The organism is Candidatus Njordibacter sp. Uisw_056 (assembly GCF_047730085.1).
GTDB lineage: Bacteria > Pseudomonadota > Gammaproteobacteria > Pseudomonadales > Balneatricaceae > Njordibacter.
Genome location: NZ_CP159830.1, coordinates 381641 through 397143 on the forward strand (window position 1 = coordinate 381641; position 15503 = coordinate 397143).

Below are 15503 nucleotides of genomic sequence, written 5' to 3' on the forward strand. Positions count from 1 at the left end.
TTTTAGGGTCATGACCTTGCAGAAAAATGGAGTTTCAAATGAAAGTAAAGCAGATCCATCATGTGGCGTACCGGTGTAAGGACGCCAAGAAAACTGTCAAATGGTATGGCAAGTACCTGAATATGAATTTTATTTTAGCTATTGCAGAAAATGAAGTGCCATCAACAAAAGAGCCAGATCCATACATGCATGTGTTCTTAGATGCAGGCCAGGGCAATGTATTGGCTTTTTTTGAATTACCTACGCAGCCCTGTATGCAGCTGGATCAAAACACACCTGCTTGGTGCCAACACCTAGCTTTAGAAGTAGAGACCATGGACGACCTTGTTAAAACCAAAGCTGCGCTAGAAGCAGATGGTATCAATGTCGTTGGCCCCACTAACCACACTATTTTTCAATCTATTTACTTCTTTGATCCAAACGGCCATCGTTTAGAATTAGCACTAAATACAAGTACGCCCACAATGAATAAACGTCTGCATAAAGTGAAGTGGGATATGCTCAATGAATGGGCGGAAACAAAACAAGCTCCTAGCCATGCGCGCTGGATGCACCAATAAAGGTTTTTTGTATGCTTAATGCAACACATGATCCAAGTCTTATTAGTTGGTTAACCAGCGCTAACAATGCAGACACAGATTTCCCGATTCAAAATCTACCATTTGGCGCATTTACCTCTGCCCAGAATAACCAACCACACGTTGGCGTAGCCATTGGCGACGACATTGTAGATCTTTATGTATTAGCAAAATCTGGGTTGTTAGATATAGACCCTAGCCTTTTTGATCAGGCAAATATAAACAAATTTATGGCTCAAGGGAGCGACATGTGGACAAGGTGCCGCCGAATTTTGTCACAGTTATTAAGCACCCAGAATTTAGTTTTGCAGCAAAAAGTGAGTTTGGCATTGGTGCCACAAAACACGGCAACCCTGTTGTTACCCATTAAGGTGGAGGGTTATACGGACTTTTATGCATCCAAGGAGCATGCCACCAATGTAGGCACTATGTTCCGAGATCCAGAAAATGCATTAATGCCTAACTGGTTACACATTCCCATTGGTTACAATGGACGGGCCAGTACTGTGGTTGTGAGTGGTACTGATGTGCGTAGGCCTTTAGGTCAGTTAAAACTGGTTACAAATAACAAGCCTCATTTTGGCCCCACTCAAAAACTAGATATAGAGTTAGAAATGGGAGCCATAGTAGGTACTCCGAATGAGATGGGAACCCCACTCACTGTTGACCAAGCCCAAGCTAACATTTTTGGATTTGTGTTGCTTAATGATTGGAGTGCCCGTGATGTGCAGGTTTGGGAATATCAGCCATTAGGACCGTTTCAGGCTAAAGCTTTTGCGACTACAATTTCGCCTTGGGTTGTGACGCAAGAAGCGTTGCAGCCTTTTTGCGTTCATGGCCCAGAACAGCATCCTAAGCCCCTGGGTTACCTTGCCCAAACCCAGCCAGGCAATTACAATGTTGAATTACAGGTAGACATACAGACCCAAGTGTCGAGCCTATCTCAAACCATTAGCCAAACTAACTTTAGGGCTATGTATTGGTCTAGCGCTCAGCAGCTTACACACCATTCGAGTAGTGGTTGCGCTATGCAAACTGGAGATTTATTAGGTTCTGGAACGATCAGTGGTAGCGCCAAGAATTCTCTTGGTAGCTTGCTTGAACTCACATGGAATGGACAAAATCCTCTACCCTTGGCGAATGGTGAGGAGCGCAGGTTTGTAGAAGATGGAGACACTTTAACACTTCGAGGTCACTGCCAAGGCCAGGGTTATCGTATTGGCTTTGGTTCGGCAGTGGGTAAAATATTACCAGCCCACAGGTTATAAGTTAAAGCCAATCAATGGTGCTTTCTCCCTGGGCATCAATGCTTAACCATTGGTCTGGGGCGTCACCTTCTTGCCAGCTAGACACCACACAGCGCACAGTGGATTGGAAGTGCTCAAAGGCTTCTTGGGCGCAAGCCTTGTCATTAGCCCAGGGCGTATTTTTAGTGTTAAACCAAACACTACTAAAGTTGCTTTGAACTTTGTTCAGTACAATTATTTCAAATTCTGCTTGTTGGTTGTTAGCGTCAGCAAAGGTGGCCCAATAAGCTTGACGTTTAGCATTAGAGCTTTGTACGTCTAACCTAGATGTGCAGATTTCTAGCCATAGTTTTATAGCTTCTGGGCTTGCAGATTTGATATAAATTTCAATATCGGTTTGCATCATGGTTACAACTCCTGCACCATCAAGCGGGTAAGCACGCCAAGGTATACCTTTGTTAGCTGCTCTAAATCAGTCACTTTGACACATTCGTTTAGTTTGTGAATCGTACCGTTACAAGGCCCTAGCTCAACCACTTGGGCTCCAGTGGGTGCTATAAACCTGCCGTCAGAAGTTCCTCCAGCTGTAGACAGTTCAGCGTCTGTGCCAGTGGTTGCTTTAATAGCATCACGACAGGCGTCTACCAAAGCGCCCGAATCGGTTAAAAAGGGCAGGCCGTTATAGGTCCATACAATATCATAATCTACCTTATGATTATCCAAAATGGTTTCCAACTTAGCTGTCAAATCGTCTGCAGTAAGCTCGGTTGAGTAACGAAAATTACACATCACCTCCACATGACCAGGCACAACATTAGATGCACCAGTACCACCGTTAATATTGGCAATTTGAAAGCTGGTGGGTGGGAAAAACTCATTACCATCATCCCACTTAGTTGATGCTAGCTCAGCTAATGCAGGTGCAACCTTATGGATAGGGTTGTCTACCAAATGTGGGTAGGCAACATGGCCTTGAATACCTTTGGCAGTAATTGCAGCGGTTAAAGAACCACGGCGACCATTTTTAATAACATCGCCCAAGGTGCTGGTAGAGGAAGGTTCACCGACAATACACCAATCTATTTTTTCGTTGCGGGCTTCCAGGGTGTCAATCACCCGGGTGGTGCCATCTACAAAAGGGCCCTCTTCGTCACTGGTGATGAGTAAGGCCAAGCTACCCACATGGTCCGGGTGTAAGCTAATAAACTCTTCAAGAGCAACCACCCACGACGCTAGACTGCCTTTCATGTCTGCAGCGCCTCGCCCGTAAAGAAACCCATCTTTGAGTGTGGGCTCAAAAGGTGGAGTGTGCCACTGATCCACTGGCCCACTTGGCACTACGTCCGTATGGCCGGCAAAGGCCAAAAGGGGCTTTTTTGTGCCGCGGCGGGCCCAAAAGTTATCCACAGCGCCAAAGCGCATGCGCTCAATAGTAAAGCCGATGGCTTCAAGGCGAGCGATCATTAATTCTTGGCAGCCTTTATCCTCTGGAGTGACAGAGGCGCGGCTCATAAGTTGCTGGGCTAAAGTTATAGTGGGTGACAGTGGCATCAGTTGATTCATCTTAGTTATTGCTATGTAAGTCAGCGTTAAGTTCTACAGCAGTACCGTTTGGCTTTACTTCAATGCGTCCATTGAGCGAATTGCGACGGAACAACAAGTCTGGCTTACCCGCTAGGCTTGCCGCCTTAACTGTATCTACTAATTCATTGCTGCTATCGAGTAAAGCCACTTTTGAACCCCCGGTAATGTATAAGCCAGCTTCAATAATACAGCGGTCACCTATGGGAATCCCCATGCCAGCGTTAGCACCAATAAGGCTATCTTTACCTACTGAGTTGACAATTTTCCCACCACCAGAGAGCGTACCCATGGTGGAACAACCGCCCCCTAAATCACTATTATGGCCTACAGTAACACCCGCTGAGATGCGGCCTTCAATCATGCCGTGGCCCAAGGTTCCTGCATTAAAGTTAATAAACCCTTCATGCATTACAGTGGTACCTTCGGCCACATGGGCGCCTAAGCGTACACGGGACGCATCACCAATGCGAATACCTTTTGGTACGGCGTAATCGGCCATGCGTGGGAACTTGTCTACGGCATTAACGTGCAACCACTCACCCCGTAAACGAGCATCCATCTGGCGTTGAGTTAAGTCGTCAATGGCAATTGCGCCTTCATTGGTCCAGGCCACGTTAGGTAATAGGCCAAAAATACCGTTAAGATCCATGGAGTTAGGTTGCTTAAGCCCATTAGAGAGTAGTTGAAGCTTAAGGTACACCTCAGGCGTACTCTGCGGGCCAGTATCGGTCTCTAGTAATGTGATCACCATTGGCTGGCCTTTATCGGCAGCCTGGGTTAACCACTTAGCTTGGTCTGTTTCACCAGCAATGGTACACGCTTCGGCTAGCTGATTGGTCTGTTCGGCATCCACTTTCACAGTGTGATTGCCAGTCGTTAAATGGCTGCCTAAAACGCTGGCAACGGCAGAAATTAAGTTCGTACCAGGGTTTAATACTGGTTGTGGGTAAAAAACCTCTAGCCAATCTCCTTGGCTAGATTGGCTGCCAATACCAAAGGCAAAACTAAAGTGGTTCATGGAACTCTCCAATAAATAGTGTGTAAAACTTACTGTTTAAAAATAGTAGCGTATTGTTGGGGTTTGAAACCCACAAAGGCCTGAATTTGGGCATCACTTTGTTCACTGTGCATTAAAAGCAGAGGTCGTTTTATCATGCTAGGGTTGTCACAAAGCAGCTCAAATACAGTTGCCTCGTTGACGTTGCTCTGCTGTGTTGCTGGCAATTTACGCCATGTGGTGCCGCGCTTATTGAGCAATACTTCCCAGCCCACTTTTGACGCCCAGTCTTCGAGCTCTGCAACTGTGACGGGGTGTTTCTTATAGTCTCGGAAACTGAATTCGATACCTGCGTCGGTGAGCCACTTTTTAGCTTTTTTAATGGTGTCGCAATTATTAATGCCGTGCATTTGTACTTGAGTCAAAGTGGTTTCCAAAAAAATATAGGAGAGCTGCAGGTGGCCCTAAAAATCAAGACGAAATAATACCAGAAATGAGGCTGGATTGGCTATTTAGGATTAGACACTAATAGCCTATGGGCGGCCCTGGGGGTTAAAATATTGCTCTTAGCCCCACAACACTTGGTAAATTTATTAAAGGCATCAAGCAAGGTTTAAGGACACTCATCAGCTGCGTTGCTAAAAAGGTAAAATTCAGCGCAACAAACTGTCAATTATCGTAACACTATAGGCTATCTTTAAACTGCAGATTTAATAGTTGAGGCCTGAATCAAGAATCGCTATAGCCTCAACTGTTATTTTTATTTTAGAAGCTTTGCTTTATTCGCCTTATTTATCCATGGCTCTACAAACGTCGTGTTCGAGAGTTTTTAACAGCTGTTCGTCAACAATGCGCTCGCCATTAGCCAGAGTAATAAAAAACACGTCTTCTACTTGCCCGCCGATGGATTGGATTTTAGCTTTTTGAATGCTGATACCCAAGCGCATGAACACTAGACCTACTTGAGCCAATAACCCTGGCCTATCTGCGCTGGACAACTCCAGTCGCGTCCAGCTGCGGCCCTTCGGGTTGCTTAAACTAACAGAAGCAGATTGATTGAAGAGTTTATGAATTCTAGGTTGTCGTTGCTGCACGATATAAGCAAACTGGGCGGGGTATTGCAGTGCTTGGGTGAGGCGCTGCTTCAGTTGTTCCAGTAACGCAGGAGTTTGATTAATAGTGTTGCCACTGTTATCCAGCACCACAAAGGTGTCCATACTATAACCGTCTTCGGTAGTGATGATGCGTGCATCTTGAATGTCTAGGTGAAGTTGTCCAAGAATGGCACACAAAGCAGCAAATAAGTTGGCTTTGTCTTGGGTGTAAACGAATACTTGCGTGCCTCCTTCAAAGGCGCTGAATGACGTTTCACTAATGGCTACTAAAGGCCCATCAACTTGATGGTTTAAAATAGTGCGGGTATGCCACGCGATGGTTTTGGCGTTTTCTCTAATAAAGTAATCATCACCCAAATTCTTCCATAAGCGCATTACAGAGGCAGGATTAAATCGTTGTTCTTGCAACAATTTACGCGCATCGGTTTGGCTTTGTTCTATCAGTGCACGATGATCTACGGGCACGTCTAAACCCAAGCGAAGAACACGATTGGTAGCGGTGTAAAGTTGGCGTAAAAGTGATGCTCGCCAGTTGTTCCAAAGTGCTGGGTTGGTAGCGTTGATGTCACACACAGTGAGCACATAAAGGTAATTTAAGTGCAGCTCGTCACCCATTTTTGTAGCAAATTCATGAATGATATCTGGGTTACCAATGTCACGTTTTTGCGCTGTCATAGACATGAGTAAGTGATTACGTACTAACCAGCTAACCAGCTCTGTGTCCCACTCTCCTAGTTGATGCTGTTTACAAAAATGCCGAACTTCTTCTGCTCCAACAACAGAATGGTCACGGCCGCTGCCTTTGCCGATGTCGTGGTAAAGTCCGGCAATGTATAAAAGTTCAATCTTGGGTAGTTCATGTACTAGGCGACCCGCTACTGGAAAACGCTCTTGCTCTTTTGGCAGCAACAGTTCACGCATTTTTTTCACCACCTTCATGGTGTGGGCATCAACGGTATAAATGTGATAAAGGTCATGCTGCATTCGACCTACAATCTTGCTGAAACTAGGCAGGTAATCCCCTAGTACCCCTTGGCGCTGCATTTCTAGTAAAGTGTGAGACATGCGATGGGGCGAACGAAGTAACTCCATAAAGAGGCTGTTAACGCGTATATCTCGGCGATACTTGTCATCAATAAGGTGGCGGTGGGCTTGAATTAATCGCTTACACTCCGCCCCAATGGCAGTGCATTGAGGATGTTGAGCTAAAATAACAAAGGCTTCCATAATGGCAAATGGTTGGCGTAAAAATACGCTTGGATAACAGGCCTGCAAAAGGCCATTACGTAGCTCAAAGCGTCGACTGATCGATACTACGGTGTCTTGATCATGCGCATGCAGGATTGCTTGATCAAACAACTGAAGTAACGTTTGATTAAGCTCTGCTAAGTGCATTGCCGTGCGGTAATAACGGTGCATAAACTGCTCAACAGCTAATGCGTCATCATTATCTTCATAGCCAAAAAAAGCAGCCAAGGTGCGTTGATGGTCAAACAGCAAGCGGTCTTCTGGTCGCTTGGATATTAGGTGTAGAGCATAGCGAATAGTCCAAAGGTAATTAGTCCCCTCTTTGAGAGAGTCTAGCTCACCTTGGTTGAGGTAACTGTGCCCAGAAAGTTGAGCCATATAGCGCAGACCAAAATGACGCTTGCCTATCCAGCCAATGGTTTGAATATCACGCAACCCCCCAGAGGAATTTTTGATGTTGGGTTCGAGATTGTATTCAGTGTCGTTAGTACGCAGATGTCTTTGCTGCTGGGTTTTAATGCGAGCCTTATAAAAAGACTCATCGCTCCAAGCGTTCTCAGAAATAACCCAATCAAATACTTTTTTGCGTAATCCAGCTTTACCTATAATAGTGTGAGATTCTAAAAGGCTGGTTGCGATAGTGATGTCATCTTTAGCTTGGGTGTAACAATCATCTAAGGTACGCACACTAGAACCAATTTGTAGGCCTAAATCCCAGATAAAAGTGATAAATTCTTGGGTGCAGCTGTGCCAGAGTGATTCTTCAACATCGTTACCAATTAGAATCAGTAAATCGATGTCTGACTGTGGGTGTAATTCACCTCGGCCATAACCACCCACAGCTACCAGAGCTGCTTCATCCGGCCACAAATACTGCTGCCATGCTAGGCAAAGCACCTGGTCCACAAGCCAAGCCCGAGCATGGATCAGCTCGTAAATACGAGTTTCTTTATGTTCATTAAAAATGTCATCAAGCTGGCTTTGGCCTGCATTTAAAGCAGCTTTTAATACGTGGGCTGCAGGCTGGCTAATCAGTTGCTGTTGCAGCTGTTCATGATCAATGAGTTGGTCGCGCAGTCGCTTACTAACCAAGGACACTATTACGTCATCTCTTCTTTACGAATGGTAAGGTTTTCGTAGCCGTCTGAAGTAACCAAAATTGTGTGCTCAAACTGAGCAGACAAACGCTTGTCTGCAGTCGTCACAGTCCAGCCATCATTTTTATTAAGTTTAACGTGACGTTTGCCCGCATTAAGCATAGGTTCAATGGTAAAAATCATACCTTCTTTTAGCTCAACACCAGTATTTGGCCTGCCATAATGGAGTACTTGGGGATCTTCATGAAAGCCTACACCAATGCCATGGCCGCAATACTCTTGCACGATGGAATAATGATTTGCTTCGGCATGCACCTGGATCACGTGGCCTATATCACCTAAGTGGGCGCCTGGCTTTACCAAAGCAATACCCTTATAGAGGCATTCTTGGGTAATGGCGACTAAGCGTTCAACGTGGGGTGCAACAGGGCCAATAGCAAACATGCGGCTGGTATCGCCGTGATAACCCTCTTTAATTACGGTAATGTCTATATTTAAAAGATCACCCTGCTTCAAGGCTTTATCATTTGGGATGCCGTGACAAACGACTTGGTTAACTGAGGTGCAAATAGACTTGGGGAAGCCGTGGTAGTTTAATGGTGCAGGAATTGCTTTTTGCACATCCACAATATAGTCATGGCAGATTTGATCAAGCGTGTTGGTGGTTACGCCCGCTTTCACATATGGGTGGATCATCTCTAACACTTCTGCCGCCAAGCGGCCAGCAATGCGCATCTTTTCAATGGCAGCTGTGTCTTTAATCAATATGTTCATGTGTTTCTCAATGCTTTTATGCCAGAAAGGCTATAAGGACAGTAAACCAATATTTGACTTCTGATTATACCAGACATCGTCAAGTTCATGGCCTTGAAGTAAAATTTTTATATCGTCGCCCTAAAACCCTGAAATTTTGGTGATTTTAGGCCAATAGTTTATCTCAAACGATTTTCAATTAGTGATAAAAATAAAGAGCCTATGCACCCATGAATGAATGGAAATGTCGCCCTGCGTTGTGCTTAAAAGGTGCAACCTGGAGCCTTCGGGGTTAGTTGCAGCTTAAGAGCGATATAAATGAGCTAATGCCGGCGATTACTTTTGATATTTCCCGCTAGTTATGGTATAAATTGCGCGCCTAAATTCGTTCTTGTTCCTTTCGTTAGAAAGACCTCGATTTTAGAGCTTAACTATAACGTCACACATAAACCGGCACATGGTTCTGGGTGTTGGGGGTCTGCTTTAAGGCTTCTGATCGAACTATGGTTCTTGCTTTTATTCTATTAAAGAATCTGCAAGACGAGGGTTTATGGAGGCCTAACCCGTACAAAGGAAATTAAAATGACTAAAGTAAGTATGCGTGACCTGCTTAAAGCAGGCGCCCACTTCGGACACCAAACACGTTACTGGAACCCAAAAATGGGCCAGTATATCTTTGGCGCTCGTAACAAGATTCACATCATCAACCTAGACCAAACCCTACCTGCTTTGAACGAAGCTCTTGCGATCGTTGAGAACATGGCTTCTAACAAGAACAAAGTATTGTTCGTTGGTACTAAGCGTGCGGCAGGTAAGTTGATTAAAGAACATGCTAGTCGGGTTGGAATGCCTTATGTCAACCATCGCTGGTTGGGTGGTATGTTGACTAACTACAAGACTATCCGTCAGTCAATTAATCGTTTTCGCACCCTAGAGACGCAGTTTAACGACGGTACTTCTGAGCAGTTGACTAAGAAAGAAGCGTTGATGCGTCAACGTGAAATGGAAAAACTTGAGCGCGCTATTGGCGGTATCAAGGACATGGGTGGCCTTCCAGACGCTTTGTTTGTGGTAGACGTTGAGCACGAACGTATTGCGATTAACGAAGCTAACAAGCTTGGTATCCCAGTTATTGGTATCGTTGATACCAACAGTAACCCAGATGGCATCGATTATGTAATTCCTGCTAATGATGATGCTTTGCGCGCTATCGAGATCTACGTTTCTGCTATGGCCGATGCTTGTGCAGCTGGTAAAGACGATGGCACCTCTGTTGCTGGCGAATTTGTAGAAGTTGCTGAAGAAGAAGCTGTAGTAGCTGAAGTTGCTGCCGAATAAGCCTAAACTCTTGGTTTAGCTAGGCAAATATACAAAAGGGAGCTAGGCTCCCTTTTTTTTAACGGCGTCCTGTGTGGCGTTGAAAACCCAAATTGAGGATTTTCTAATGGCTGCAATTACTGCATCTATGGTTAAAGAATTGCGTGAGCGTACTAGCTTGGGCATGATGGATTGTAAAAAGGCTCTTGTTGCTTCTGAAGGTGACATTGACCAGGCAATCGAAGATTTGCGTAAATCTAGTGGCTTAAAAGCGGCTAAAAAAGCGGGCCGTACAGCTGCTGAAGGTGTTGTGCTTGCAAAAGTTGCTGATGACAATTCTTTCGGTGTGTTGGTTGAAGTGAATTCAGAAACAGACTTTGCTGCTCGTGATGAAGGCTTTTTGGCCTTTGCTGCTAAGGTAACTGAAGCAGCATTTTCAGCTAAGCAAGATGATATGGCTGTGTTAATGCAAGGCGAACTGTCTGATGCTCGCGAAGCTTTAGTGCAAAAGATTGGTGAAAATATCACTCCTCGCCGTATAGTTATGCTTGAGGGTGCTAATGTTGGCGCTTATGTTCACAGCAATAGTAAAATTGCTACTTTGATTTTGCTTACTGCAGGTGATCGTGAGCTGGCCAAAGATATTGCCATGCACGTTACCGCTATCAACCCGCGTGTCGTTAGTCGCGATGATATGACTGCTGAAGAAGTCGAAAAAGAAAAAGATATCATTAAGGCGCAGCCTGATATGGCTGGTAAGCCAGATGCGATCGTTGATAAGATGATGATGGGTCGTATCAACAAGTTCTTGGCTGAAAATAGCTTAACAGAACAACCCTTTGTCAAAAATCCAGATCAAAAAATTAGCGACTTGCTAAGTGCTGTTAATGCCTCTGTTACTGCCTTTAATCGCCTAGAAGTAGGTGAAGGAATTGAAGTGGAGCATGTTGACTTTGCTACCGAAGTAGCACAGCAGCTAAAGGGTTAAGCCTTATCAGTCTGCATGAAGCGCCGCCACAGAGGATGTTCCACTGTGGCGGCGTTTTTTTTTGACTTAAGCCAAGTGCACAACTTGCCCTTGAGCTGTTAATGCGTCACTATCTTATTGTTTTGTCAGGGCTATATATTATGAGTAATAATATAGCTGTTGCATACTAATGTTTTGGAGAAAATAAATGCCAATGTCGGATAAGCGTCAACCCCGCTATAAACGGATTTTGCTCAAGCTCAGCGGCGAAGCATTGATGGGGAGCGAGAACTTTGGTATCGATCCTAAAGTTTTAGATCGTATGGCCCTAGAAGTTGGTCAGCTGGTGGGTATTGGCGTACAAGTGGGTCTGGTGATTGGCGGTGGTAACTTGTTCCGGGGAGCGGCCCTCAGTGAGGCTGGAATGGATCGGGTAACTGGCGATCATATGGGCATGTTAGCTACGGTAATGAATGCTTTGGCGATGCGCGATGCCCTAGAGCGCTCCAACATTACCACCCGAGTAATGTCTGCCATTCCTATGAGTGGAGTAGTGGATCATTATGATCGTCGTAACGCTATGTTGTACTTGTCACAAGGTAATGTGGTCATTTTTTCTGCAGGCACGGGTAACCCGTTTTTTACTACGGATTCTGCTGCTTCATTACGTGGAATAGAAATTGAAGCTGATGTAGTGCTTAAAGCTACTAAAGTGGACGGGGTTTACGATTCAGACCCAGTTAAAAACCCAAATGCTGTAAAGTATGAGTACATCACTTTTGACGAAGCCATTGAAAAGCAATTAGGCATTATGGACCTAACAGCCATGTGTTTGTGTCGCGACCAAGAGATGCCAGTTCGAGTGTTTAATATGAACAAGCCAGGGGCCTTAGTTAATTTGGTGGTCGGTGGCCACGAAGGTACACTGGTGAATGTGACATTGCCTGAGGGCGGAGAAAATAATGATTAATGAAATTCAGCAAGATGCCAATGAGCGTATGGACAAAAGTATTTCGGCCCTAAGCGAAGCGTTTAAGCGCATCCGCACTGGGCGAGCTCACCCAAGTATATTAGACAGTGTAATGGTGTCTTATTATGGTAGTGATACGCCCCTGAACCAATTAGCTAACATCTCTGTTGAAGATGGTCGCTGTTTGGCTGTTTCTCCTTGGGAGAAACCTATGGTGCCAGAGATAGAAAAGGCGATCATGAAGGCTAATCTGGGGCTAAACCCATCTACTTCTGGTGATTTGATTCGTGTGCCTATGCCAGCGCTTACGGAAGAAACCCGTAAAAGTTTTATTCGGGGAGCTCGAGAAGAAGCTGAAAAAGCCCGCGTTTCTGTACGCAGTATTCGCCGTGATGCGAATAGCGATATTAAAGAGCTGTTAAAAGATAAAGATATTTCAGAGGATGATGCGCGCCGTGGTGAAGACATGGTGCAAAAGGTTACTGATGCGCACGTGGCTACTATTGAAGCGGCTTTAGCAGCAAAAGAAAAGGATTTGATGGAGGTTTAACCTGCATCATTGTTTCTGATAAGGCTCACATTAAGGATTAATGCATGACCGACCCGCGCCAAACCATTCTGGCTCGTAAGCTAGAAGCACTGCCTGAGCATATTGCCATTATCATGGATGGTAATAACCGCTGGGCTAAAAACCATAGCCTTTCTGGCGTAGCAGGCCATAAGGCTGGTGTTGATGCAGTAAGAGCGGTGATTGAGACGGCTGTGCATTATGAAATCCCAGCGCTTACCCTATTTGCGTTTAGTAGTGAAAATTGGCGGAGGCCACCTCTTGAAGTTAAAGCTTTGATGGACTTGTTTGTCTATGTTTTAAAGCGTGAAGTGGATAAGCTACACGACAATAATATTCGTTTGCGAATTATTGGAAATACGCATGGGTTGAGTGCTGAGTTACAGAAACTAATCGTGGCGGCCGAAACAAAAACGATGGCAAACACTGGGTTACAACTCAGTATTGCGGCCAACTACGGTGGTCGGTGGGATATTCTAGAAGCGGCTAAAAAACTGGCCTCAGAAATTAAGGACAATGGTGTCTCCCCCGACTCTGTAAGCGAAGATGATTTTGGTAAGTACCTTTGTTTAGGAGACTTGCCAGGAGTTGATTTATGTATACGCACAAGTGGTGAACAGCGCATAAGTAATTTTTTGTTGTGGCAAATGGCCTATGCAGAATTTGTATTTGTGGACACACTTTGGCCGGAATTCAAACATCAAAAAATGGTGGATACGTTGGTTCAATTTGGACAAAGACAAAGGAGATTTGGCCAAACTGGTGCTCAATTAGTAGAACAAAAATCAAATGTTTAATCACGCAGTGGTTGGCTCTTTTGATACAAAGTAAAATAATAATATGTTGAAATCTAGAATTGCTACGGCTTTGGTGATTGCGCCACTGACTTTAACAGCAGTATTTTTTTTATCACCACAAGCCTTTGCTTTGTTTGTGGCTCTTGTCGTGCTTATGGCGGCTTGGGAGTGGACTGCAATGATGCGTCTTGTGAGCCGTAGTCAGCGTACAGTGTATGTGTTGTCTGTGCTCTTCGCTATTGTGCTTGTCCAAAAACTGCTACCTCACTATGAGAAAATTATATTTCTGGTAGCGGCCTTGTGGTGGCTAGCTGCCACCGTATTAGTGGTGTTGTACCCCAGAGCTTGCGCCCTATGGTGTGGGCGTTTGAGTAAGGGCGTAGTGGGCTTCTTAGTGCTTGTGCCTACATGGGCTGCTATCGTATATATCCGCGAACTGAGTCAGGGCCCTTGGTTAATCGTGTATATGTTTCTCATAGTGTGGGGTGCAGATACGGGGGCTTACTTCGCTGGAAAACGATTCGGTAAACGCAAGCTTATGCCGCGAGTAAGCCCTGCAAAATCTTGGGCAGGCATCGGTGGCGCCACTGTTACAGTGCTTTTAGTCTCCATGTTCACTCAGAAGCACCTTTATTTTTCCCAAGACCTTTCCTTTGGTATCTATTTACTGGCTATGGTCCTATTGTTTGCTTCTGTAATTGGAGACTTAACGGAAAGCATGTTTAAACGTCAGTGCGGTATTAAGGACAGTGGCTCAATACTGCCAGGACATGGTGGAATTATGGATCGTATTGATAGTCTCACGGCCGCTGCTCCTGTATTTGCTCTGTGTCTTATTTTAATTAGTCAATAAGGATTTAATGGCGCAATGGTAATGACTATCTTAACCACCGTGTTTGCCTTGGCGGTGCTCGTAACTGTGCATGAGGCCGGGCATTTTTTTGTGGCGCGCTGGTGTGGCGTAAAAGTACTGCGTTTTTCAGTTGGCTTTGGCCGGCCTATTTTTCGAAAAATAGGCAAGGATGGCACTGAGTATGTGTTTGCTTGGCTACCTCTGGGTGGCTATGTAAGTATGATGGATTCGCGAAACAATACACTTAGTGACAGTGATCTAAAGGTTGCCTTTGATCTAAAGTCTCCCTGGAAGCGAATTGCCATCGTGGCTGCGGGCCCTTTGGTTAACCTCCTGTTCGCTGGGTTATTGTATGCTGTTGTTCAGGTTTCTGGCACACCGCAGTTAATCCCCGTAGCTGTGGCTATGGACGAAAGCATTTCTGGGTTTCAATCGCCCCAACGTATTCTAGCCATTGATGGCCAGCAAACCCCCACATGGGAGGCTGTGAATATTGCCCTAGCGAAAAGGATCGGTGAAACAACAAGCATAGAATTTTTGATCCAAGGGCTTGATGAGCAGCTGTTGCAACAGCAAGCGGTACTGCCAAATAAACTCGATGCATTGCCTGTCTTGGGCTCCCCGGTGGAGCGTAGTTTTGCTGTGACGCAATGGATGTCTGCGTCTGTACAAGCAAGCCCAATGTCTCAATTAGGGTTGACAGTCTGGCGTCCCAACGTGCCGATCAAAGTTGATTATATCGTTCCTCAAGGGGCTGCAGAAATAGCTGGGTTAAGGGTGGGTGACAAAATAGTGTCTATCAACCAGGAACCTATGGCAGGCTATAATGAATTTGTGGCTTTTGTTCAAAGCCATGCTGATATGGCAGTTAGCGTAACCCTTGAGAGGAATTCTGGGCGTATAGACGTGCCGGTTCAGTTAAGCTCCTATGTAAATGAATTAGGTGGTCGTATTGGTATTATTGGCATCGGTGTAGCGTCTATTTCTTGGCCTCAATCGATACGGTTTGAACAACAACTGGGCCTAGTGCCTGGTTTGCTTGCAGGTGGCCAGCAGGCCTTGGAAATGGCTGGGCTAACACTAAGCTTCTTAGGTCGCATGGTGCAGGGCTTAGTCTCAGTTGAACATCTTAGTGGCCCCATCAGCATTGCTAAAATTGCTGGGGCTTCAGCAGAATCGGGCTTCATCACCTACATTACTTTTATGGCCTACTTAAGCGTCAGTCTTGGCGTATTAAATCTATTGCCTGTTCCTATGCTGGATGGCGGGCATTTGTTATATTACCTTGTAGAAGTAGTTACAGGGCGTAAAGTTCCCGAGCGGATCCAAGCTTTCGGCTTGCGGATTGGTATGGCATTAGTGTTTAGCGTGATGATTATCGCTGTGGCTAATGACTTGATGCGTCTTTAATC

The 15503-nt window shown here is 45.2% G+C and carries 15 protein-coding genes; 9 read left to right on the plus strand and 6 right to left on the minus strand.

Translation table 11 applies throughout. From position 1 onward, the window contains the following. Nucleotides 1–38: 38 nt before the first annotated feature. Both ABXT60_RS01885 and fahA read left to right on the plus strand, forming a co-directional pair. Nucleotides 39–560, plus strand: coding sequence for a VOC family protein (locus tag ABXT60_RS01885; protein ID WP_046484431.1), 522 nt, complete (start codon nt 39–41; stop codon nt 558–560). A gap of 11 nt (nt 561–571) precedes the next feature. After that, entirely contained in the window at nt 572–1846 is a 1275-nt protein-coding gene (gene fahA / locus ABXT60_RS01890) for a fumarylacetoacetase (protein ID WP_443631090.1), read from the plus strand. A gap of 1 nt (nt 1847) precedes the next feature. Here fahA and ABXT60_RS01895 read toward each other — a convergent pair whose 3' ends face one another. The 6 genes from ABXT60_RS01895 to map form a co-directional block, all read right to left on the minus strand. Then, complete coding sequence (locus ABXT60_RS01895) at nt 1848–2231, minus strand: hypothetical protein (RefSeq protein WP_443631091.1); 384 nt, start codon at nt 2229–2231, stop codon at nt 1848–1850. A 2-nt stretch (nt 2232–2233) separates the two neighbouring features. After that, nucleotides 2234–3388, minus strand: a complete 1155-nt coding sequence (dapE, locus tag ABXT60_RS01900) for a succinyl-diaminopimelate desuccinylase (RefSeq protein WP_443631092.1) — start codon at nt 3386–3388, stop codon at nt 2234–2236. 1 nt (nt 3389) lies between these two features. Next, complete coding sequence (gene dapD, locus ABXT60_RS01905) at nt 3390–4427, minus strand: 2,3,4,5-tetrahydropyridine-2,6-dicarboxylate N-succinyltransferase (protein ID WP_443631093.1); 1038 nt, start codon at nt 4425–4427, stop codon at nt 3390–3392. Nucleotides 4428–4456: 29 nt separating this feature from the next. After that, on the minus strand, nt 4457–4831 hold the full coding sequence (locus tag ABXT60_RS01910; protein WP_443631094.1) for a Spx/MgsR family RNA polymerase-binding regulatory protein: 375 nt from the start codon (nt 4829–4831) through the stop codon (nt 4457–4459). Between the two features lie 363 nt (nt 4832–5194). Then, nucleotides 5195–7867: a [protein-PII] uridylyltransferase gene (glnD, locus tag ABXT60_RS01915; protein WP_443631095.1), complete on the minus strand. Its 2673-nt coding sequence runs from the start codon at nt 7865–7867 to the stop codon at nt 5195–5197. A 2-nt stretch (nt 7868–7869) separates the two neighbouring features. Beyond that, entirely contained in the window at nt 7870–8640 is a 771-nt protein-coding gene (gene map / locus ABXT60_RS01920) for a type I methionyl aminopeptidase (protein WP_443631096.1), read from the minus strand. Nucleotides 8641–9201: 561 nt separating this feature from the next. Here map and rpsB point away from each other — a divergent pair. The 7 genes from rpsB (at nt 9202) to rseP (ending at nt 15501) form a co-directional block, all read left to right on the plus strand. After that, the gene (gene rpsB / locus ABXT60_RS01925; RefSeq protein ID WP_443631097.1) at nt 9202–9957 is read left to right on the plus strand and encodes a 30S ribosomal protein S2; all 756 of its coding nucleotides are present in this window, start codon (nt 9202–9204) and stop codon (nt 9955–9957) included. A gap of 106 nt (nt 9958–10063) precedes the next feature. Then, complete coding sequence (tsf, locus tag ABXT60_RS01930; protein WP_443631098.1) at nt 10064–10924, plus strand: translation elongation factor Ts; 861 nt, start codon at nt 10064–10066, stop codon at nt 10922–10924. Between the two features lie 187 nt (nt 10925–11111). After that, nucleotides 11112–11873, plus strand: coding sequence for a UMP kinase (pyrH, locus tag ABXT60_RS01935; protein WP_443631099.1), 762 nt, complete (start codon nt 11112–11114; stop codon nt 11871–11873). After that, nucleotides 11866–12423 (plus strand): ribosome recycling factor, encoded by a 558-nt coding sequence (gene frr / locus ABXT60_RS01940; protein WP_443631100.1) that lies wholly within the window; start codon nt 11866–11868, stop codon nt 12421–12423. The genes pyrH and frr overlap by 8 nt, the downstream gene beginning before the upstream one ends. A 44-nt stretch (nt 12424–12467) precedes the next feature. Further along, nucleotides 12468–13238 carry a polyprenyl diphosphate synthase gene (gene uppS / locus ABXT60_RS01945; RefSeq protein WP_443631101.1) on the plus strand — a complete coding sequence of 257 codons (771 nt, stop codon included), beginning with the start codon at nt 12468–12470 and terminating at the stop codon, nt 13236–13238. 43 nt (nt 13239–13281) lie between these two features. Next, nucleotides 13282–14091 (plus strand): phosphatidate cytidylyltransferase, encoded by an 810-nt coding sequence (locus ABXT60_RS01950; RefSeq protein ID WP_443631102.1) that lies wholly within the window; start codon nt 13282–13284, stop codon nt 14089–14091. Between the two features lie 21 nt (nt 14092–14112). Continuing rightward, a complete protein-coding gene (gene rseP, locus ABXT60_RS01955) occupies nt 14113–15501 on the plus strand; it encodes an RIP metalloprotease RseP (RefSeq protein ID WP_443631103.1) in 1389 nt (462 codons plus the stop codon). Nucleotides 15502–15503: the final 2 nt, after the last annotated feature.